Annotated in this window: 20 protein-coding genes and 1 pseudogene; 9 read left to right on the forward strand and 12 right to left on the reverse strand. The window is 62.0% G+C overall.

Annotated features, from left to right (window positions below; translation table 11 throughout):
• Position 1: 1 nt before the first annotated feature.
• Positions 2–1,162: a Rieske 2Fe-2S domain-containing protein gene (locus ACSW29_RS05555; RefSeq protein WP_003945847.1), complete on the reverse strand. Its 1,161-nt coding sequence runs from the start codon at positions 1,160–1,162 to the stop codon at positions 2–4.
• A gap of 195 nt (positions 1,163–1,357) precedes the next feature.
• Here ACSW29_RS05555 and hsaA point away from each other — a divergent pair, with 195 nt between their 5' ends.
• The 4 genes from hsaA to hsaB are packed head-to-tail and all read left to right on the forward strand — an operon-like array spanning position 1,358 to position 4,905.
• Positions 1,358–2,533 carry a 3-hydroxy-9,10-secoandrosta-1,3,5(10)-triene-9,17-dione monooxygenase oxygenase subunit gene (gene hsaA, locus ACSW29_RS05560; RefSeq protein ID WP_269590724.1) on the forward strand — a complete coding sequence of 392 codons (1,176 nt, stop codon included), beginning with the start codon at positions 1,358–1,360 and terminating at the stop codon, positions 2,531–2,533.
• A gap of 10 nt (positions 2,534–2,543) precedes the next feature.
• A complete protein-coding gene (gene hsaD / locus ACSW29_RS05565) occupies positions 2,544–3,422 on the forward strand; it encodes a 4,5:9,10-diseco-3-hydroxy-5,9,17-trioxoandrosta-1(10),2-diene-4-oate hydrolase (protein WP_003945808.1) in 879 nt (292 codons plus the stop codon).
• Positions 3,422–4,324 (forward strand): iron-dependent extradiol dioxygenase HsaC, encoded by a 903-nt coding sequence (hsaC, locus tag ACSW29_RS05570; protein WP_003945585.1) that lies wholly within the window; start codon positions 3,422–3,424, stop codon positions 4,322–4,324. Before hsaD ends, hsaC begins: the two co-directional genes overlap by 1 nt.
• Entirely contained in the window at positions 4,321–4,905 is a 585-nt protein-coding gene (gene hsaB / locus ACSW29_RS05575) for a 3-hydroxy-9,10-secoandrosta-1,3,5(10)-triene-9,17-dione monooxygenase reductase subunit (protein ID WP_269590714.1), read from the forward strand. The genes hsaC and hsaB overlap by 4 nt, the downstream gene beginning before the upstream one ends.
• 64 nt (positions 4,906–4,969) lie before the next feature.
• Here the strand turns inward: hsaB and ACSW29_RS05580 are convergent, their stop codons facing one another.
• Both ACSW29_RS05580 and ACSW29_RS05585 read right to left on the reverse strand, forming a co-directional pair.
• Positions 4,970–5,794: an Abi-alpha family protein gene (locus ACSW29_RS05580; RefSeq protein WP_230814796.1), complete on the reverse strand. Its 825-nt coding sequence runs from the start codon at positions 5,792–5,794 to the stop codon at positions 4,970–4,972.
• A 2-nt stretch (positions 5,795–5,796) separates the two neighbouring features.
• On the reverse strand, positions 5,797–7,071 hold the full coding sequence (locus tag ACSW29_RS05585; protein WP_007734105.1) for a DUF445 domain-containing protein: 1,275 nt from the start codon (positions 7,069–7,071) through the stop codon (positions 5,797–5,799).
• A 575-nt stretch (positions 7,072–7,646) separates the two neighbouring features.
• Here ACSW29_RS05585 and ACSW29_RS05590 point away from each other — a divergent pair.
• Positions 7,647–8,150 (forward strand): annotated as a pseudogene (locus tag ACSW29_RS05590) (aminoacyl--tRNA ligase-related protein); the annotation flags it as partial.
• A 76-nt stretch (positions 8,151–8,226) separates the two neighbouring features.
• Positions 8,227–8,424 (forward strand): hypothetical protein, encoded by a 198-nt coding sequence (locus ACSW29_RS05595; RefSeq protein WP_317827460.1) that lies wholly within the window; start codon positions 8,227–8,229, stop codon positions 8,422–8,424.
• Here ACSW29_RS05595 and ACSW29_RS05600 read toward each other — a convergent pair.
• Positions 8,421–8,867, reverse strand: a complete 447-nt coding sequence (locus ACSW29_RS05600; protein WP_317827459.1) for a MarR family winged helix-turn-helix transcriptional regulator — start codon at positions 8,865–8,867, stop codon at positions 8,421–8,423. The genes ACSW29_RS05595 and ACSW29_RS05600 overlap by 4 nt on opposite strands.
• Positions 8,868–9,010: 143 nt before the next feature.
• Between ACSW29_RS05600 and ACSW29_RS05605 the strand changes: the two genes are divergently transcribed.
• A complete protein-coding gene (locus tag ACSW29_RS05605) occupies positions 9,011–10,207 on the forward strand; it encodes an MFS transporter (protein ID WP_448276775.1) in 1,197 nt (398 codons plus the stop codon).
• 16 nt (positions 10,208–10,223) lie between these two features.
• Here ACSW29_RS05605 and ACSW29_RS05610 read toward each other — a convergent pair whose 3' ends face one another.
• The 3 genes from ACSW29_RS05610 to ACSW29_RS05620 form a co-directional block, all read right to left on the reverse strand.
• On the reverse strand, positions 10,224–12,281 hold the full coding sequence (locus tag ACSW29_RS05610; RefSeq protein WP_448276777.1) for a neutral/alkaline ceramidase: 2,058 nt from the start codon (positions 12,279–12,281) through the stop codon (positions 10,224–10,226).
• A gap of 95 nt (positions 12,282–12,376) precedes the next feature.
• Complete coding sequence (locus ACSW29_RS05615) at positions 12,377–13,105, reverse strand: acetoacetate decarboxylase family protein (RefSeq protein WP_007734116.1); 729 nt, start codon at positions 13,103–13,105, stop codon at positions 12,377–12,379.
• The gene (locus ACSW29_RS05620) at positions 13,102–13,962 is read right to left on the reverse strand and encodes an SDR family oxidoreductase (RefSeq protein ID WP_230814801.1); all 861 of its coding nucleotides are present in this window, start codon (positions 13,960–13,962) and stop codon (positions 13,102–13,104) included. Before ACSW29_RS05620 ends, ACSW29_RS05615 begins: the two co-directional genes overlap by 4 nt.
• Before the next feature lie 139 nt (positions 13,963–14,101).
• On the opposite strand from ACSW29_RS05620, the gene ACSW29_RS05625 reads away from it, so the two are divergent.
• A complete protein-coding gene (locus ACSW29_RS05625) occupies positions 14,102–15,307 on the forward strand; it encodes a cytochrome P450 (RefSeq protein WP_448276778.1) in 1,206 nt (401 codons plus the stop codon).
• On the opposite strand, the gene ACSW29_RS05630 is transcribed toward ACSW29_RS05625, so the two are convergent.
• A complete protein-coding gene (locus tag ACSW29_RS05630) occupies positions 15,296–15,730 on the reverse strand; it encodes a cupin (protein WP_448276779.1) in 435 nt (144 codons plus the stop codon). The two genes, ACSW29_RS05625 and ACSW29_RS05630, sit on opposite strands and share 12 nt — an antisense overlap.
• A gap of 95 nt (positions 15,731–15,825) precedes the next feature.
• On the opposite strand from ACSW29_RS05630, the gene ACSW29_RS05635 reads away from it, so the two are divergent.
• A complete protein-coding gene (locus tag ACSW29_RS05635; protein WP_448276781.1) occupies positions 15,826–16,209 on the forward strand; it encodes a hypothetical protein in 384 nt (127 codons plus the stop codon).
• An 8-nt stretch (positions 16,210–16,217) separates the two neighbouring features.
• Here the strand turns inward: ACSW29_RS05635 and ACSW29_RS05640 are convergent, their stop codons facing one another.
• The 4 genes from ACSW29_RS05640 to ACSW29_RS05655 all read right to left on the reverse strand — a co-directional run bounded on the left by ACSW29_RS05640 (position 16,218) and on the right by ACSW29_RS05655 (position 19,833).
• Positions 16,218–17,300 carry an ABC transporter substrate-binding protein gene (locus ACSW29_RS05640; protein WP_448276783.1) on the reverse strand — a complete coding sequence of 361 codons (1,083 nt, stop codon included), beginning with the start codon at positions 17,298–17,300 and terminating at the stop codon, positions 16,218–16,220.
• 78 nt (positions 17,301–17,378) lie between these two features.
• Positions 17,379–18,176 (reverse strand): ABC transporter permease, encoded by a 798-nt coding sequence (locus ACSW29_RS05645; RefSeq protein WP_448276785.1) that lies wholly within the window; start codon positions 18,174–18,176, stop codon positions 17,379–17,381.
• Entirely contained in the window at positions 18,173–19,003 is an 831-nt protein-coding gene (locus ACSW29_RS05650) for an ABC transporter permease (RefSeq protein WP_448276787.1), read from the reverse strand. Before ACSW29_RS05650 ends, ACSW29_RS05645 begins: the two co-directional genes overlap by 4 nt.
• Positions 19,000–19,833 carry an ABC transporter ATP-binding protein gene (locus ACSW29_RS05655; protein WP_020906250.1) on the reverse strand — a complete coding sequence of 278 codons (834 nt, stop codon included), beginning with the start codon at positions 19,831–19,833 and terminating at the stop codon, positions 19,000–19,002. The genes ACSW29_RS05650 and ACSW29_RS05655 overlap by 4 nt, the downstream gene beginning before the upstream one ends.
• Positions 19,834–19,855 lie beyond the last annotated feature (22 nt).

Here is a 19,855-nt window from a genome sequence, read left to right on the forward strand (position 1 = left end):
ACTAGACCTCTGCTTCCTTCTTTGCCGCTTCTGCTGCAGCTTCCTTCTCGGCCTTCTGGCGTGCGAGGTTTTCCTCGACCTCGGCGTGCCAGGCTTCGTTTGCCTTGGTGGTGTCCACCTCGAACTCGAAGCGCTGCGTCATCTTCTCGGTGACGTCGGCCTTGTCCACGTAGAACTGCTCGTACCAGCGTCGTAGCTGGTAGACGGGGCCGTCTTCTTCGCAGAGAAGGGGATTCTCGATCTTGGTCTTGTTCTTCCAGATCGCGACGTCCTGCAGGAATCCCTCGCTGATGCCCTCGGTGAACTTGCCGGCCAACTTGTCGGCCATCTCGTCCGAGACGCCCGTCGGCTTCTTCACCGTCACGCCCCACTGCAGCACGAACGAATCCGGGCTGATCGGGTAGTGGCAGTTGATCAGCACACTCTCGACCTCGTATCCGCTGTAGCTGTTCCACAGGGGATTGACCATGTACGACGGTCCGTAATACGCAGCTTCGGAGCGAAGCAGCGTGTCGCCGCCGTACTGGGAGGCCATTCCGATGTCGGGACGGCCCGTGGTGTTGAGGTACTGAGTGGCGATCTCACCTTCGAAGACGTTCTTGAAGTACGTCGGGAAGGCGTAGTGGATGTAGTAGAAGTGCGCCATGTCGACCACGTTGTCGATGATCTCGCGGCAGTTGGAACCCTCGATGACCATGGAGTTCCAGGTCCAGTCGGTCCATTCGTCGCTGTACGCGCCCTCGATACGAGGAATCACGATCTCCTCGGGCGGTGGGTTGCCCTCGGGGTCGTTCCAGACGAAGAGCTGACCGTTCTGCTCGAGGGTCGTCCACGCGCGGGTACGTGCGAGCGGAGGCACGCGGCGGGCATAAGGAATGCCGGTGCACTTTCCGTTGCCGCCCCAACGCCAGTCGTGGAAGGGGCAAGCGATGGAATCGCCCTTGACCTCGCCTTGTGTGAGGTCACCGCCCATGTGACGGCAGTATCCGTCGAGAACTTTGATGTCGCCCTTGCTGTCGGCGAACACCACGAGCTTCGTACCGAAAGCCTCGATCGCGTGCGGTTTGCCGTCCTTGAAGGTCTTCAGTAGACCCAGGCAGTGCCAACCGCGGGCGAAACGAGTCTGCACCGTTCCGACGTCGATCTCGCGAATCTGCGCCATTGTGACCTCACATCCCTTCTAGCTGTTAGTAGAACACGTTATAGAACTCGATCCGGTTCCGCCAGATTTTGGGGGCACTTGTTACAGCATTGCGGCCACAAACGGGACCTTTGTCAGCGTCTCGACAGAAAAGAGAACGTGTTCTAGTCTCAAGTGTAAGTGAACCAACCGATCGAGGAAGACGGGAGCGTCGAAGTGGGTAACCATGACAGCCATGAGGTGATGCAGAGGCTCGACGCACTACTGCCGGCACTGCGCGAGCGCGCACAGGAGACCGAGGATCTGCGTCGTATCCCCGACGAGTCCATCAAGGCTCTTCAGGAAACAGGCTTTTTCCGCTTGCTGCAGCCGAAGCAGTGGGGCGGATACGAAGCCGATCCGGTGCTGTTCTACTCCGCGGTCAAGAAGATCGCCAGCGCGTGCGGTTCCACAGGGTGGGTCTCCTCGATTATCGGGGTACACAACTGGCACCTCGCCCTCTTCTCTCAGCAGGCGCAGGAAGACGTGTGGGGCAACGACACTGACGTTCGAATCTCGTCCTCTTACGCCCCGATGGGTATGGGTGAAGTAGTGGAGGGTGGATACAAGGTCAACGGCGCTTGGGCTTGGTCCTCGGGTTGTGACCATGCCAGCTGGGCTGTTCTCGGTGGCCCGGTGTTCAAGGATGGCCGCGCAGTCGATTTTGTGAGCTACCTGATTCCTCGCGAGGACTACCAGATCGACGACGTGTGGAATGTGGTCGGCCTGCGTGGAACCGGCTCCAATACCGTTGTGGTCAAGGATGTTTTTGTTCCTACGCATCGCGTGCTGAGCTTCCGGGCGATGAGTGAGCTGACCGCCCCGGGCCTCGAGAAGAACACCGCACCGGTCTACAAGATGCCGTGGGGAACCATTCACCCCACCACGATCTCGGCACCGATCGTCGGAATGGCATACGGCGCTTACGAAGCGCACGTCGAGCACCAGGGCAAGCGCGTTCGCGCTGCGTTCGCCGGCGAGAAGTCGAAGGACGATCCGTTCGCCAAGGTGCGCATCGCCGAGGCGTCCAGCGACATCGACGCCGCGTGGCGTCAGCTCTCCGGCAACGTCGCCGACGAGTACGCGTTGATCCTTGCGGGCGAAGAGGTTCCGATGGAACTGCGGCTGCGCGCTCGACGTGACCAGGTGCGCGCCACTGGCCGTGCGATCGCTTCGATCGACAAGCTCTTCGAGAACTCCGGTGCCACGGCGCTGCAGAACGGCACGCCGATTCAGCGTTTCTGGCGTGACGCTCACGCTGGTCGCGTCCACGCCGCGAACGATCCCGAACGCGCTTACGTCATGTTCGGAACCGGCGAATTCGGTCTGCCGATCACCGACACGATGGTCTAGAGGAGGCTCAGTGACAACCACCGAAGAAGCCCTCACCTACGAGTCCACCTCACGGTTCGCGCAAGTGCGCCCCGATCTGAAACTGCATTTTCACGAGGCAGGCGTCGGCAACGACAAGACCATCGTGCTGCTGCACGGCGGTGGCCCAGGTGCGTCGTCGTGGTCGAACTTTGCCCGCAACATTCCGGTGTTGGCGAAGAGCTTTCACGTCATCGCGGTCGATCAGCCCGGTTACGGGCAGTCCGACAAGCCGACGGAGCATCCGCAGTACTTCGTTCACAGTGCGTCGGCGCTCAACGATCTCCTGGACACGCTCGAGATCACCGGTCGCGTTGATCTGCTGGGCAATTCGCTCGGTGGTGGCGCTGCCGTTCGCTTTGCGCTCGACTACCCGGACCGTGCCGGTCGCCTCGTTCTGATGGGCCCCGGCGGTCTCAGTGTCAACCTGTTTGCGCCGGACCCCACCGAGGGCGTCAAGAACCTCGGGAAGTTCAGCTACCAGCCCACACGTGAGAACCTCGAAGCATTCCTGCGGATCATGGTCTTCGATCAGAAGCTGATCACGCCGGAACTCGTCGACGAACGCTTTGCTGCCGCCAGCACTCCCGAGTCGCTGGCTGCGGCCAAGGCGATGGGTAAGTCCTTCTCCAGCGGCGACTTCGAGCTCGGCATGCTCTGGCGCGAGGCGTACAAGCTTCGTCAGCGCGTGTTGCTGATCTGGGGCCGTGAGGATCGGGTCAACCCCCTCGACGGCGCACTGGTCGCGCTCAAGATGATCCCGCGCGCGCAGCTCCACGTCTTCGGCGGTTGCGGTCACTGGGCGCAGCTCGAGAAGTTCGACGAATTCAACCGGCTCGCAACCGACTTCCTGCTCGACGGAGGTAAATGATGGGTATTCGATCTCTGGCGTACATGCGCATTGGTGCCACCGACATGGCCGCGTGGCGCGAGTACGGACTCAAGATCCTCGGAATGATCGAGGGCAAGGGCGTCGACGCGGAATCGCTGTATCTGCGGATGGACGACTTCCCGGCGCGTCTTGTCATCGTTCCGAACGACACGGACCGTCTGCTCGTCTCGGGTTGGGAAACCGCGAATGCGGCTGAGCTGCAGGATATCCGTGACAGGTTGTCGGCAGCCGGTGTTCCGTTCAAGGAAGGCACGGCGGAGCAGCTCAAGGACCGTCGCGTCGTCGAGATGATCGCGTTCGAGGACACCTCGGGCAACTCCCTCGAGGTCTTCCACGGCGCTGCTCTCGAACACCGCCGGATCGTGAGCCCGTACGGGCACAGGTTCGTGACGGGCGAGCAGGGGCTCGGCCACGTTGTGCTCACCACCGACGACGACGACGCTTCGCTGCGGTTCTATCGCGACGTACTCGGATTCAAACTTCGCGATTCGATGCGTCTGCCTCCGCAGATGGTCGGCCGGCCCGCGGACGGCGACCCGGCGTGGCTGAGGTTCCTCGGCTGCAACCCGCGTCACCACAGCTTGGCGTTCCTGCCGTTGCCCAACCCGACGGGCATCGTGCACCTGATGCTCGAGGTGGAGAACTCCGACGACGTCGGACTGTGCCTCGACCGAGCACTGCGCAAGAAGGTCAAGATGTCGGCGACGCTCGGTCGCCACGTCAACGACGAGATGCTCTCGTTCTACATGAAGACTCCGGGCGGGTTCGACATCGAATTCGGTTGTGAGGGGCTCGAGGTCGAGGACGAAAACTGGATCGCGAGGGAAAGTACGGCCGTGAGCCTGTGGGGTCACGACTTCACGGTGGGAATGAAGCCGTGAGTTCGCCCGACGCGTCGGTGAGTGCGGAGCAGGCGATCGATCCACGCCAGTTCCGCACGGTTCTCGGGCAGTTCTGCACGGGTATCACCATCATCACGACAGTCGACGAAGGTGAGCCCGTCGGGTTCGCGTGCCAGTCTTTTGCCGCCCTGTCACTCGACCCGCCTTTGGTGTTGTTCTGCCCCACCAAGGGCTCTCGGTCGTGGGCGGCGATCGAGCGGACCGGGAAGTTCGCCGTCAACGTGTTGGCGGAGGAACAGCAAGCGGTATGTGCTCGTTTCGGGTCACGTGAGCCGGACAAGTTCGCCGGTATCGATTGGACGCCATCACCTCTGGGCTCGCCGATCATCGAAAAGTCCCTGGCACACATCGACTGCACGGTGGAAACCGTCCACGACGGCGGCGATCACTACGTCGTCTTCGGACGTGTGTCGTCGATGAGTGAGATCAAAACCGAACGCCCGCTGCTCTTCTATCGTGGGCAGTACACGGGCATCGAGCCGGACAAGACTGTACCGGCTACCTGGCGTGACGATCTGGAAGCGTTCCTGACGACCACGACAGAAGATACCTGGCTTTAGGGGCACCCCCCTGTGCGCCTTTTGGTAGTTACCACTACCAAAAAGGCGCACAGGGCCGGAGGCCCTACAGTGAAAAACAGGTATGACAGAAGTCGTCACCGAACGGCGTCAACAGGATGCTACGACGCACAATCCTGTTGGATCTTCCTGCACGTTTGACCGCTTCGATCACCGACGGCTGCACCTCGACCACCTGGTACCGGTCGGCCTCGACGGGCTCGCGTGAGAACGCCACCAAACCGAGCCGATGCAGGTTGTTCAGGTAAGCGCTGATGCGGTCCAGATGTCGACATCCCGCCAGTTCTCCGATCATCGACAGACCCTCGTCGATCATCTCCGAGCCGACTCCGAACGGCCGGGCCGTGCGCACATCGACGCTCGGTTGCGCACCGGAGGTGGCCAACAGCCGAAGAATTCGGGCTTCGTCGGGTGCGATCTCGTCGAGGATCCGGTCGTAGGCCGGGTGCAGATCGTCGCGATCGGTCACGTCCGCGGAACGGTCCAGCAACCTGTCGCCGCGTGCCCGCAGCGCCGCGAGAGTGGCCTCGACGCTCTGTTTGCGATTGGTACGAGTTGCCATCGCTGCCCGCAGATTCTCCGTCCGCGAGCCGTCTCCGTTGGAGTTCTCGGCCCGACGTTCGGAATTCACGTTGGCGGATTCCGCAGCCTCTGCCGCGGCTTCGGCGGCGGCCTGAACGATCTGCCGCGTCGCCTCCTTCGCCGTTCCGAAAGCCCATCCTGTCAACTTGATCGACGTGAGCGTCGTCGTGGCGGTCAGCCCGACAAGGCTACGGATCAGACGCTTTTCGACGGATTCGACCGGCGTGATGTCCGCAGCCCAGTCGTACGATTCCGCTTCGACGATCATGCGATGGTCGTGCTCACTCATGCTCATACTCCGAATATTGCGAGGTGTAGGAAACCGGCAAACGAGCCCAGCACGGCCCCGTGTACGAACAACAACCACTCGTCCTGCTTGACGGCTGAGCGTAGTAGTTCGCTGAAATCTTCCGGTGAAAGGATGCTCATGCGTTCGGTGACGAAGACACGAATCTTCTCCGACTGGTTCTCGGCGAACTCCGCGTCCTCGAAGACCCTTGGGTACAGGTCGAGCACTTCGGTGGTGGCCAGGCCGGGCAGACGCTTGTAGCTCTGCGAACCGACGGTCATCTTGACCACCGACTTTGCCCAGCCGGCTGCGTCGTCGACGGATTCGCGCAGTACCTGATCGAGCATCCGCCGCGTTCGGTCCGAACGGGGACCTTCGAGGAGTTCGGTGCCGATGTTCTCGAGCGTCACGACGTGATCAGCGAGGGTTTTTGCGTACCCGGCGATGATCTCGGTGCGTCGCTTCAGGAAGAGTCCCTGCCTCCACGGCACCCAACGGCTGGGGGTGATCGGTTCGAAGATCATCGTGATGCCGAGGTAGTTCACGATGTATCCGATGATCACGCCACCGATGGGAAGCACCCACCACTGCGGAACCAGGTGGAGGATCCCGACAAGCACGAAGCCCATCGGGAAGCCGAAGTAGAAGCCGAAGTTCTGCATGAACCGGAGTTCTTTGTTGCCCATCGTGCGGAAGATGTCGTTGAGCAGTTTGGGATGCGAGGAGAGGTAGCGGATCACCATCAGCTTCGCGTCGATGAACTCGTCGATGTCTTCTTCGATGCGGTCGGTGATCATGCGCACGCTGGCCGGCAGATCGTCCTCTACCTTGCGGAAGACGGCTTCCTTCACCGACGTCGGAAGGTTGTGCCACAGCTGAGGATTTTCGGCCGTCATGATTCTGGTGACCACGCCGCGCACTTCACTGCGCGAGATGTTCACCAAATGCTCGGCGATGCTGTCCGGGTCCAGGACGCGGTAGAAGTCGGCGATGCTGCCGACTTTCGCGAGGGATTTGTCGACGGCGATCGACGCCATCTTCTCCGCACGGGAGGGGACGATGCCTTGCCATCCGAATCGGCCGTCGCTCGTGATCGCGGGGATCACCTGGACGCGCCGGGGGAGGAATGGGAAGAGCAGTTTGAGGCCGGGCACTTTGATCCCGTGGAAGTTGATCGGCGCAAAGAGCATCAGGACGCCCGACCAATTGGTGATGTACCCGATGATTCCTGTGAACAAAGGAATGGTGATCAACTGTTCGAGCAAGTGGTCCGGCACCGTCGCACATCCTCCTCATATCCGAGAACCTCACGTTCGGACATGATTGCCGAAACTTCGCTCTTCGTGGGTGTTTCGTTGGCTACTGCTGCGCCTTCCCAGTTGCGTCAGCATAGAGGCCCGACAATTCGGGCTGTAGGTGGGTCGGAAGTTGATGTAACCTCGCGTACATGGTCAGTATTGCGCACAGCACGACGACGCCGGTTCTCTTCCGGCGCTTCGTTTAGCAACTGCTGACCGAACCCTTTCAGCCCCGTGAGTTTTCGCCCCGGGTGTTTTCTTGATTCTTCGCTCCGTGTGTCTCCCCTTGAACGATTTGGAGAGCTCTCATGAGCGTTGACCTCCGCGAACTCGGGTGCGAGCTGGAGTTTTTCGCCACCACCCCCATCGTCGGAGCGGGCCTCCCACTCTGGTTACCGGACGGCGCGATCATCAGGAGCGAAGTCGAAAAGTTCGCCGCCGAGCAAGCAGCGCGATCCGGTTGCCGGGGTGTCTATACCCCCGTTATGGCGAAGAAAGAGTTGTACGAGAGATCTGGGCATTGGTCCAAGTTCTCGGACGACATGTTCCCTGAAATGAAGATAGGCGGAGAGTCATTTCTCCTTCGTCCGGCTAACTGTCCTCATCGCGCTCAGGTATTCGCCGCTCGCGGTCGTAGTTATCGCGAGCTACCTTTCCGCGTTCGTGAACTCGGCTCGATGTTTCGCAGTGAACTCTCCGGAGTTCTCAGTGGGCTGAACCGCGTCAGACAGATCAATCTCGAGCGCTGCTACTCGACTCTGGGGATTGCCGAACGGAAGTACCGCCTCTCGATCAGAGGGGAGAGGGACAGTACCTCGGCGCCGACGAGCAGTGGGCGGACGCCGAGGATCAACTTCGCCGAGCACCGAATGCACGCTCGATCGAGTACGTGGAAGCAAAGGGGGAGGCAGCGTTCTACGGTCCCAAGATCGACGTCCAAGTACGAGACCGCGCACGGCCGCGAGGAAACACTCTCGACCGTGCAACTCGACTTCAACCAACCGGAGCGGTTCGAACTCGGGTACACCGCCGAGGACGGATCCAAGGCTCGCCCCGTCATGATCCATCGGGGCTTGCTCGGGTCGATGGAACGTATGACTGCGCTTTTGATCGAAAGGTTCGAAGGGCGGATCGTTGGGACGTCGCATCCGCGAGACCCGCACCCACCGGGATCCGTATATCGCGGTGATCGGGGACAACGAGGTGCACGGCGGCACCGTCGACGTTCTGGTCCCCGCGCGTGGTGGGCGGGCAGTCGTCGACGCGGGTGTGTTTGTCGATCAGGTGGTCTCGGGCATCAAAGAGCGTGCCCTGCTTCCGGCGGACTTCTAGCCGACAGGGAGTTCGTGGAGGGCGCGCACCAACGGCGCGAGTTCGGGTGTCTTGCATGCCTCGTCGAGTGCGGCTTCGAGGGTGGCGTCGTGCGTCGGCCGGGCGTTTTCGAGAAGCTCGCGGCCGGCCGGCGTCAACTCCGTGTAGATGCCTCGACGGTCGTCGGCGCACAGGATGCGCGTCAGTAGCCCACGATCTTCGAGTCGATTGACCAAGCGCGTCGTGGCGCTGCTGCTCAGTGCGGCAGCGCGGGCCAACTGGGCCATGCGCATGTGCCAGCCGTCCTGGCGGCTCAGTGCGTCGAGCACGGTGTATTCGACGACGGACAATTTGTGCTCACGCTGGAGGGCGCGTTCCAGTTCGGTGTCGAGCGCGCCGTGCAGTGCTGCGAGCGTGCGCCACCCTTGCGAACGGATTTCGACGGCGTCGTCGGCGATCCCCATGTGATTCTCCTTGTCCGTTTCGTGCCGCTCAAGGTTACCAGCTTGCGCATGTAGCGCGCGCGTGCAACTATTTATAGCGCGCCTGCAACTACTGCATACGCCCGCTAACGGCTTGCGCGTTAATCTGTGAAAGGAACATCGAGATGCCATTGGGTCTCATTGCCCTCGCTATGGGCGGGTTCGGGATCGGCCTCACCGAATTTGTCATCATGGGCCTCCTGCCCGAGGTATCGGCCGACTTCGAGGTCACCGAGTCCGTCGCGGGCTACCTGATCTCGGGCTACGCACTGTCGGTGGCGATCGGCGCGATCCTCCTGACCGCTGCCGTCACCCGCTTCGAGCGCAAGAAGGTCCTTCTCTCGCTCATGGTGCTGTTCATCATCGGCAACCTGATGTCCGCGCTCGCGCCGTCGTACGAGGTCATGATGGGCGGACGCATCGTCGCGGCGCTGTGCCACGGTGCGTTCTTCGGAATCGGCTCGGTGGTTGCCGCCGACATGGTCGCGCCCAACAAGCGCGCCGGCGCCATCGCGATGATGTTCGCGGGCCTGACCATCGCCAATGTTCTCGGCGTTCCGTTCGGCACGCTGCTGGGCCAGCAACTCGGATGGCGCTCGACGTTCTGGGCTATCACCGTCATCGGCGTCATCGCTCTGATCGGAATTGCAGCACTCGTCCCGACGACGCCCGCAAGCACGACCGGCGGCGGATTGCGCGGAGAGTTGGGGGCGTTCCGCAACAAGCAGGTTTGGCTCTCGATTGCCATCACCATCCTCGGCTACGGCGGAATGTTCGGAGCCTTCACCTACATCGCCTTCACACTCACCGAGGTAACGGGATTCGCGACGTCCAGCGTTCCGTGGCTGCTCATCCTCTTCGGCTCGGGCCTGTTCGTCGGTAACTTCCTCGGCGCCAAGGCTGCCGACCGCTCGCTGACGAAGGCACTGGTCTGGATTCTCGCGATCCTGACCATCGTTCTGATCGTGTTCGCCGCTACCGCCGAGAGCAAGGTCATGACCGTGATCTCGCTGTTCTTCATGGGCGCCTTCGGTTTTGCGACGGTTCCCGGTCTGCAGATGCGGATCATGAACTACGCGTCGGCAGCACCGACCATGGCCTCAGGTGCCAACATCGCCGCCTTCAACGTCGGCAACGCGCTCGGCGCATGGCTGGGCGGAATCACCATCGCCGCGGGACTCGGCTTCACCTCCCCGATCTGGATGGGAGCGGCAGTCACCGTCGCCGGTCTGCTGGTCCTGATCGTCGCGGCGAAGATCGACCGCCCGGCAGCGTCAGAGCAGTCGACGTCGAGCACCTCGCTACACCCGACCGCAGCCTGAACCTAGCCACTGCGAGTCAGGTGAGGCGGAATTCGGCGGTCACCCCGGAGAAGGGCGAGATCGCGCCGCTACCCCGAGCCTTCGACGCACCGAAGTGTTGGACTCGATACGTACCCGCCGGAGTATCGGCCGGAACATCCCACGTGATGCGCACGACGGAACCGTTGCTCCCGACCCGCCGCCAATGCAGTTTGGTGGACCAGTCGTTGTCGTCTGCCACGCGCGTCCAGGATCCGCCGGTATTGCGCTGGATCTCGTAGAAGGTCCCGTTTCGGTGAGTGTCGTTCTTGGGGTGGCCGGTGACGAACTCGACGGCAACCTGCGCACCCGGTGAGCTGTCGCCGGGCTGGACGGTTGCATCGCCGAATTGTGTTCCAGGCAAGGGCTCGTCGAAGTCGACGCCAGGCCCGAAGCTGGGTTGGAACCCGGATAGGTCGGCGGGCGCGGGGCCGCGAGGGGGTTCGGTGCCGTCGCGCATCGCGGCTGCAAGGGCGGCATACCCCTGCTGATAGGCCGGCAGCGTGTAACGACCGAACATCGTCGAACCGCCCTCGTATTGCTGCGAATCGTATTCCTGTGGTGTGGTGCAGTAGCTCGAGTACGAGTTCGCGTATCCCTGGAAGATGACGTTCTCGAGGGGGACCCCAAGCTCCTCGGCGACGGTTCGACGCACCCGTAATCCGGAGACGATGGTGAATTCCGCAGGGCCACCGACGATGTAGAACTGGCCGATCCGCAGGATCTGGATCTTGAGTACGTTCGGCACCCATCCGCCCGGTGGCAGCAGGCCGACCGGAACGACTACGAGCTTGGGGGACTGTGCGTCCTGAAGCCATTGAGGCACAGGAGCATCCATACCACCCAAGGCGTCGATCATGGGGTTTCGGGTGCCCTCGGGGAAGATCGGAATTGCCGGTCCGTCCTCGACGCTTCCGGCGCTCATTGCCGCGCCGATCGCGGCCGGTGCGGTGCGGTGTTCGCGCCCATCCGGGGTGAATCTTCCGCTCACCACCTGATTGGCCATGTCCAGGTACATGATCCGACTGTCCACGCCACCGGCCACGGTTTCGGAGGCCGAGTCGAAGGCAGTTTGAGCCGCCGCTACCTGGCGGAGCCCGATGATGCGTGCATTCTCGAATTCGTCGTCGGTCGGTCCGCGGCCGGGCTCGAGGAAGAGGTTGGGTGACATGTCGCCGCTGTTGGTCTGCGGAAAAGCGGCGATGAAACTGGCGTCGCCGTCGAGGTAGCGCACACCCTGGTCGTCGTGCTCCCAGAAGTACGCCGCGGCGCCCTTGTTGTCCCCGGAGATGAGATGGTTCTCGTTCGTGAGCGAGGCGCAGTGGGTCGCGAACCAGTTGATCGCTCCGATGTCCTTGCCGCCCCCGCTGATCCGCAGGACACGCATGTGATGATCGTTGCCGCCGGGGTAGTAGGCCTTGTCCTCTTCGGGATTGAGGTCGAATGCCACTCGCGAGCGGTTGACGCTGGCATCGGTGAGATCGGACCGCCCGAAACGGACCGTGCCTGGCGCCAGGTTCTCGTGTGCAGCGCTGATCGCCTCGACCATGCCGTTGACCTCGGCTTCGAACACCTGCAATTCGAAGCCGAGAACTGCGAGGTTGTACGCGTAGTTGTGCGAGGCCCCACCACATGCCGCGTGTGAATGGATGGCCGTCAACATGACGTTGCGTTCGGTGTAGATGTCACCGAACCTCCCGGCCAGTCGGCGCAGGACCTCGTCGTGAACGGACTGGAAGATCATGCAGTTGTCGACGCACACGTAGGCGACCCGTGACCCGCCGGACTCGAAGATGAAGGCGCGTGCGCGCATTCGCTGGTGCAGGCCTTCGGCGCGTTGATCGAAGCTTGAGTAGCCCATCATGCCGACTTCGGCGACCGGTCCGGTCACATCGGAAATTCCGACGCCCACCTGCAGCGACGCCGACGACTTGTCGGTGCGTGCGGGTGAAACTGAGCGTGTCGGCGAAGCTGCGACGGCCTGGCTCGTCGACAGAGCGGCGAGCGCAGGTGCGGCGGCAGCGCCTGCCAGTACGGTGCGTCGGGTGATCTGCACGAGTGTCCTTTCGGGCGGTCTGACGCGAGTTGGTCAACCGTCCAGGAGTGTAGCCCGAGTCACACGTGACCGAAAGGGGTGCCGTCGGCCGACACTCAGATCGTTGTGGCCTCCCCGAACGTCATCGCCAGGTTTTTGATGGTCGTGGTCATCAGGGCCCGGCGGGGGAGTCCAAGTTTCCGAAGCTCTGCCGCCATCGGGTGACTGCCCAGTTGAACCTCTGCTCCACCAGGGCGCGATTTGACGCCGGTCGGTGCCATGTCCCACGACGTGCACCTGGTGGCGCCGTCGAGATGTGAGTACGCGGCCAATGACATGTTGGCTCCGCCGCCAGGCACGCTGACGCCGGATTTCACACTCAACTGTGTGATGAGTTTGCCGTCGCGAGAGACGGATCCGCGCTTGACCGAGCCGACGTGCTCGGTGTCGAACTCGGCGAGCACCTTCGGGAATCCCCAGATCTCCCGGCCGGCGGCCTTGGTGAACTCGCCGTCCACCGGCAACTCGTGAATGAGTGCCCCCGCAGTTCCGGCAGCGAGTGAACGTAGATCTCCCAGCACCGAGGTCTCGGGAGGCGCAGTGTGGCTGCGCACCATGTATGTCACTCCGAATTCGTTGTACGGCCCCAGATCCCCGTCGATGTAGTCGACAAAAACCAGGCCGCACAGCGCCCGGCCGGGGCGGTACTGGAGCACGGTCAAGCCGGTGTAATCGATGATCGACTGCGCGGTTGCGCTGGGTACGGAGTACAGCGCCATGAAGGCGGACGCGGTGCGAACTTCGACGGGCATCTCGACCTTCTTGCCCAGAATCGTGTAGCTCATGGCGCGACCACCCCGCGGAGTCCGTCGGAGCCGTAGACGGGTTCGAGCATCGAGCGGAAATCCGGTCCGCGGCGCAGCATTTGGCCTCCGTCGACGTTGATGATCTGCCCGGTGATCCAGGTGGATTGAGGTCCGAGGAGGAAGGAAGCGAGTCCGGCGACGTCCTCGACCTCGCCGACGCGTTCGAGCGGAGTGTTGGCCAGGTAATCGTCCAGGATGGGGCCACCGTCGGTGATGAGCGCGACCAGATCCGTTCGGGTCAGCCCCGGGCGGATCGCGTTGACACGAATGTTGCTGGCACCCAGTTCGTCTGCTGCCAACTGCACCAGGTGATCCACGCCGGATTTCGAGACGCCGTACGCGCCGAACCAGCGATGTGTGTTGCTGCTGGCGATCGACGAGATCGCGACGATGGATCCGCCGCCTCCTGCCACCAGCGCCCGAGCGCCGTGCTTGATCGTCAGCATGGTCCCCGTGACGTTGAGGTCGACGGTGCGGCGCCACGCGTCGACGTCGAGTTGCGTGACCGGTGCGATGGTTTCGTTCCCACCGGCGCAGGCCACGACTCCGTCGAGCTTTCCGGTGACGGACACCGCCGCGGCGACAGCGGCGACGACGTCTGACTCGATCGTGACGTCGGCAGGGCAGACGCTGACCGTTCCTGCCGGCTTCGACTGCCGGATCGATTCGGCGGCAGCATCAAGTTTCTCCTTGGTGCGTCCGCAGATCGTGACGTGAGCGCCGGAGGCAACAAGCGAACGCGCGATGCCCAGACCGATGCCACTACCGCCGCCGGTCACCAGTATCGATGTGCCGGCGAAAGTGGGTATGCCCGCTGAGGCGGTGTCGTCGTCCATGCGTGTCTCCTGGTCGTTGCTCCGGCGGGCTCGCGTGCTGATTCTGGAGGTTTTCCGGTTCGGCTTCGGTGAAAACGCCCCACGCTATATAGGAACAGGTTCTACTTATTGAGGCAAGGGTTGTGTGAGAGGCGGAGTGATGGCTACCAGACCGACCTTCGATTTGATCGACGGGCGCTTCTACAGCGGAGACCTCGGCAATGTGCGCGACGCGTACGCCTGGATGCGCGATCACGAGCCCGTGTACCGAGACGACGCCAACAGCATCACCGCGGCCGCGAGCTACGACGCCGTCGTCGCAGCCGAGCGGGATCCCGAACTGTTCTCCAATGCCGGTGGCATCCGCCCCGAGACGGGTCCGTTGCCGCAGATGATCGACATGGACGACCCGCAGCACCTCACGCGTCGACGCCTGGTCAACGCGGGTTTCACACGTAAGAAGGTCGAAGCCAAGGCCGGCCGTATCCGGGAGATCTGCGATCAACTGATCGACGCCGTCTGCGAAAAGGGAGAAGCCGACTTCGTCGCAGACCTGGCAGCACCGCTTCCCATGGCCGTCATCGGCGACATGTTGGGTGTCCGTCCGGAGGAACGCGCGATGTTTCTGCGGTGGTCGGACGATCTGGTGAAGGCATTGGGAAGCAACGCTTCCCCGGAGCAACTGCAGGCCATGATGGCTGCGTACGTCGATTTCACCGCGTACATGATGCGAACCATCGCCGAGCGGAGGAGCGACCCGGCCGACGATTTGGTGAGCACGTTGATTCACAGTGAGGTCGACGGCGAGGCCCTCTCCGATCAGGAAATCGTCAACGAATCCCTGCTGATCCTGATCGGCGGTGACGAGACCACACGGCACGTGCTCAGCGGCGGCATGGAACAGTTGCTGCGCCATCCGGACCAGCATCGCGCGCTGGTCGACGATTCCGATGCCATTCCTATGGCGATGGAGGAGATGCTGCGGTGGTCGTCGCCCATCAAGAACATGGCTCGAACCCTGACCCGTGATACCGATTTCTTCGGTGCGCAGCTGAAGGCCGGAGAGAAGATGCTGCTGCTCTTCGAATCGGCAAATTTCGACGAGTCCGTGTTCCTGAACGCCGAACAGTTCGATATCGGCCGCACGCCGAACCCGCACGTGGCCTTCGGCTTCGGAACTCACTTCTGTCTGGGGAATCAGCTGGCCAGGTTGGAGGGACGGATCATGTTCGAGCAACTGTTCGCCAGGCTGCCGGACATGGCATTTGCCACCGACGCACCGTTGCAGCGACGCGCCGCCAACTTCGTGTCCGGACTCGAATCGATGCCGGTGCGGTTTACGGCTTCGGCGCCGTCAGCCGGGTAGTTGGCAGTTGGGAGGCGCAGCATCCTCAGAGAGGGGGCTCCCCGCCGGATTGACGTAAATGACCTCGAGAACCAGTGGTGTTGTCTGAGAGTTGTTTCCGATGTGGACATGGTCCGAACCGCTGGGTTCGATCAATGTATTTCCCGCGCTGTAGATCCCGTCGACGGAGCAATCGGATCGGTAGTGGCTCAGCGTGCCCTGCGCGATCAGTGCGTAGAGCGTCCCGTCATGGAAGTGCCAACCGGTGGAACCGCCGGGGTCGATGGTGATCTGGCGCAGGACGTAATCCTTGCCGTCGAAAGTCACTTGCCCGAGAATTTCGCCGTGCACCCCCGTGCTCGGTGTTGCCGACGCATTGATCGGCGTCAGCGACAGTCCGATCGCTGCGGAAACTGCAAGCAGAACTTGATGGCGTTTACGCATGAGCGGCCCTCCCAGACGGATGTGCTCCTGAGTGTCCTCCGTCGGTGCCCGGTTTATCCCAGTTTTCGTGGATCCAGCACGGTGAAGGAACTGGCATGCCACTAGTAGGCGGTTACGCTCGAGCCATGCAGCAAGTCGCGACGAGGCGCCGGAGCCAGCCGCCGCCTGCGCGCTTCATGTTCGAAGAGTTGATCGATCCGCACCGCCAGCCCGCCCGGCACTGGCTGGAACTGCTCGAGAGCGAGATCGCACCGGAGATCGTCAGGGCTGTAGAACCGGAGTTGGTTATCTGGTCGTCGATCTGGCCGGACCGCCCCGACGCCGTCATCCGATTCGACATCGAGGCGATCGGAAACAGCACGATGCTGCGTTGGACGCTCTTCCTCGACGATCCGATACTGTCTGAGCCGGATGTTGTCAGCATGCGAAAGCGGCTCAATACGTTGATCAATGCCAATCTCAGGTCGATCTTCGGCTGACGTGGAGGTCAGATCAGGCTCGGATTCTCGGCGTACACCTCTTCTAGGATTGACATGTCGAACAGTTGGTCCGCTGTAATCTCCAGTCCCGCTTTCGACAGTGCCGCGATGTTCTGTTCGATCAGTTGGGGTGTCATCGTGAACAACCCGTTGGCTTTGGTATCTGCCGACACCACGAGATCGTTCTGTGCGGTGGCTTCCTTGATCTGCTCTTCGAGTTCCAGGTTCTGGTCCTTGCCGTAGACCTCGACGGCTAGGCGTGCCGACTCTGCTGGATCGGCGACCGCATCCTTCCATCCCTGGATCTCGGCCTTGAGAAATGCCTTGAGCTTGTCTCTCTCGTTGTCGATGGTGGACTGGAGAACCGTGAACGATTCGGCGACCAACGGCAGGTTGTAGTCCGCGAAGAGGAAGTGGGCGTTGGGGAAACCTTTGGCGGCCAGTGTGATCGGCTCGTTGGTCACGTAGGAGACCCAGCCGTCCACCTCGCCGTTTGCCAGGGGGCTCGGATCGAACTGCGCGGGCACGATCGTCATCTGGCTTTCGGTCAGGCCGTTGGCTGCCAGGAGAGCTCCGAAGACGAGCTGATTGGAATCCTGGACGCCGATCTTCTTGCCGATCATGTCCTGTGGTGAGTTGATCGGTGCCGCAGCGGAACTGACAATCACAAACGGGTTCTTCTGGAATGTCGCCCCGACGATCTTTGCCTCCAGTCCGTCGAGCACGGCGGGGGCTGTGAGCTGCGGTGCGGACATTCCGATCCACACCTTGCCGGTGTCCAAGCCGGCTTCGACGCCGGTGCCGGCTGCGCCGCCTGCCACCAGGTCGACATTTCCGAAGCCGGCATTCTTGTAGTAGCCCTTGTCGAGAGCGAAGTACTCGCCGGCGAACTCGATGTTCTTGATCCAGGATAACTGCACTGCAACTGTTCCGAATTCGGAACCGTCGTCCGTGGTTCCGCCACTCGAACTGCTGGAGTCATTGCTGCACGCGAGCAATGATGCACTACCGGCGACTGCGATGCCGGTCAGCGCGGAGTAGCGGAAGAAGGCCCTGCGGTCCAGTTGGCGGACGGGCTTGAATGGCGTCATGAATCGGAACACTAGGGCCAGTCGGTTTCGTTCAGTTTGCTTGGGAGACAGAGTTTATTGAGGTCGTGTTAACAGATGTCACGACTTGCCTGCCGAAGGACCGAAACGAGACAGAGCGATGTTTTCGAAGATCCCGACCACGGCGTAGAGGATGATGGACACCACGGTGATCACTACGATCGATGCCCACAGTTCGTTGTACTGGTAGCGCGGTATGGCTTTGATCATGCTCGAGCCCAAACCTTGACCGCTACCGAGCCATTCGCCGATCAGTGCTCCGATCAAAGCGCCGGGCACTGACACCCTAGCGGCGGCAAACACCGCCGGAAGTGCGGACGGTACGGACACCATTCGCAATGCGGTCCAACGACTCCCGCCGTACGCGGCAATGAGGTCTTGTGCCTGAGCCGGAGCGGCGCGCAGACCGACCATGATCATGACAAGGGCAGGGAAGAACACCACAATCGCAACCATGACCGTCACACCCGCGATTCCGCGCCCGAATATCAGGACGATGATCGGGGTCATCGCAACGAGAGGGACAGATCGTAGAAGCATCGCAACGGGCATGAAAGTCTGTTCGACAGTGCGCGAAACGACAAAAACGGATGCGACCACGAGCGCAGCAGTCAGTCCGACGGCAAAACCGACACCGGCGTCGCGCAGAGTGATGAACAGGTTGTCGACGATGCCCGAACGAGCGTCGGCGGATTTCGGTCCGGAGAACAGATACTCCCAGACGTCGGCCGGCGTCTTTCCTACACGCGGACCCACCTGGGGGAAGGCGTTGAGGAAGACCACCCAGATGACAAGCAACAGCGCCGAGGCGATGGCAATCGGAGCGAGGAATCTCAATGTTCCTCGTACCGCGGTCATTTCTGTGCTCCCGGAGCGCTCGTCCACGGCGTGACGAGTCGGGCGATCGCTGCGACGACGGCGTATCCCAGGCCGGCGAGCAAGGCGGCGGCGATGGCCATTCCCCACGTTCGCGGGACGTTGTACGACGTCTGAGCGGCCGTGAGTGCGACGCCGATTCCGCTGTCCACCCCGCCGAGATACTCACCGAGAATTGCACCCAGCACGGCCGAGGGCGCAGCAATCTTGAGGGCGGCAAAGGTGCTCGGAAGTGCGCTCACAAGTTGAACTTTGGTGAACTTCTGCCAACGTCCACCGCCGTAGGCGACGACTAGATCGAGGCTCGTCTTGTCTGCCGATCTCAGGCCCGCAAGCGTGCCGACCATCGTGGTGAAGAAGCAGTACATCGCGGCGAGAAAGATCGTGGGGGTCCGGCCGCCGAAGACGACCAGGATGATCGGGCCGAGCGCCAACAGCGGTGTGCAGTAGCTCAGGATTGCCAATTGCGTGGCCAATCCCTCGATGGGCGGAATGAGAACGACAAGCACGGCGAGCGTGATCGCCAGCAGATTTCCCCAGAAAAAGCCCTGCAGCGCACCGGAAGCCGTGACGGTGAAATTGGGTCCGTACAGCGACCAACCGTCGTCGAACATCGTCGACACAACCACCCACGGCGTCGGAATCGTGCCTCCCGCAACACCGGCCGCCGAGAGAATCCACCAGAGAGCGATCAGTCCGCAGATGCCGACTGCACCGCCGAACCACGCCGGACGCTTCAATCGGATCCGGCGCGGCACAGATGGCTGCGCCGCAGCGGTCGCGACGTTCTCGATATCGGTAATTGTCATGCGACGCCTGCTTTTCCGAAGAGTAGTCCGGAGAGGTAATCGTGAATCTCGTGGAACTCGGGTGTCCGCATCATCTCGGGTGTCCGCGGGCGCGGCAGGTCGATCGGCACGACTTCGAGGACGCGTCCGGGCCGCGGCGTCATTACGGCCACGACGTCGGAGAGGAACACGGCTTCGGCGATTCCGTGCGTCACCATCAACGTGGTCGCCGGCTTCTCGGTCCAGATTCTGAGCAATTCGATGTTGAGCCGTTGTCTGGTCATGTCGTCGAGCGCGCCGAACGGCTCGTCGAGTAGTAGGACGCTCGGCTTGACGACGAGTGATCGTGCGATCGACACACGCTGACGCATACCGCCTGACAATTGAGCGGGCTTGGCCTTCTCGAATCCTTCGAGGCCGACGAGCGCGATCAGGTCGGCGATCTGGTCGGGGTCGGGATCGATGCCGGCCACCTGAAGCGGCAGTTTGATGTTGGAGGTCACCGTCCGCCACGGCAGCAAAGCCGAATCCTGGAACGCGATTCCGAGTTCGCGACGCTTGCGCAATTCGGCGGGGGACTGCCCGTTGACAAGGGCCGTTCCCGACGTCGGAGTATCGAGGCCCGCAAGAATGCGGAGAACGGTGGACTTCCCGCAACCGGACGGCCCGAGCAGAGACAGAAAGGAGCCTTCGCTGGTTTGGAGGGACACGTCGGTCAGCGCGGTCACCGACCGACGTCCCATCTCGAAGGTCTTGCCGAGGCCGGAGATGTCGAGACCGGTTCCAGCGGGGCGAGGTGTGGTGACGGGACTGGTCATTCCCGCACAGTACGAACGTCCGGTTGCGGTCATGTTGCCTGCGCGTCACCGCTGC

The sequence above is a fragment of the Rhodococcus sp. GB-02 genome (genome assembly GCF_053470465.1).

Coding starts and splice junctions, on each gene's coding strand:
- ACSW29_RS05555 (WP_003945847.1), bottom strand. CDS start 1,162: ATGGCGCAGATTCGCGAGATCGACGTCGGAACGGTGCAGACTCGTTTC.
- hsaC (WP_003945585.1), top strand. CDS start 3,422: ATGGGTATTCGATCTCTGGCGTACATGCGCATTGGTGCCACCGACATG.
- ACSW29_RS05580 (WP_230814796.1), bottom strand. CDS start 5,794: ATGAGTGAGCACGACCATCGCATGATCGTCGAAGCGGAATCGTACGAC.
- ACSW29_RS05600 (WP_317827459.1), bottom strand. CDS start 8,867: ATGGGGATCGCCGACGACGCCGTCGAAATCCGTTCGCAAGGGTGGCGC.
- ACSW29_RS05605 (WP_448276775.1), top strand. CDS start 9,011: ATGCCATTGGGTCTCATTGCCCTCGCTATGGGCGGGTTCGGGATCGGC.
- ACSW29_RS05615 (WP_007734116.1), bottom strand. CDS start 13,105: ATGAGCTACACGATTCTGGGCAAGAAGGTCGAGATGCCCGTCGAAGTT.
- ACSW29_RS05620 (WP_230814801.1), bottom strand. CDS start 13,962: ATGGACGACGACACCGCCTCAGCGGGCATACCCACTTTCGCCGGCACA.
- ACSW29_RS05625 (WP_448276778.1), top strand. CDS start 14,102: ATGGCTACCAGACCGACCTTCGATTTGATCGACGGGCGCTTCTACAGC.
- ACSW29_RS05630 (WP_448276779.1), bottom strand. CDS start 15,730: ATGCGTAAACGCCATCAAGTTCTGCTTGCAGTTTCCGCAGCGATCGGA.
- ACSW29_RS05635 (WP_448276781.1), top strand. CDS start 15,826: ATGCCACTAGTAGGCGGTTACGCTCGAGCCATGCAGCAAGTCGCGACG.
- ACSW29_RS05640 (WP_448276783.1), bottom strand. CDS start 17,300: ATGACGCCATTCAAGCCCGTCCGCCAACTGGACCGCAGGGCCTTCTTC.
- ACSW29_RS05645 (WP_448276785.1), bottom strand. CDS start 18,176: ATGACCGCGGTACGAGGAACATTGAGATTCCTCGCTCCGATTGCCATC.
- ACSW29_RS05650 (WP_448276787.1), bottom strand. CDS start 19,003: ATGACAATTACCGATATCGAGAACGTCGCGACCGCTGCGGCGCAGCCA.
- ACSW29_RS05655 (WP_020906250.1), bottom strand. CDS start 19,833: ATGACCGCAACCGGACGTTCGTACTGTGCGGGAATGACCAGTCCCGTC.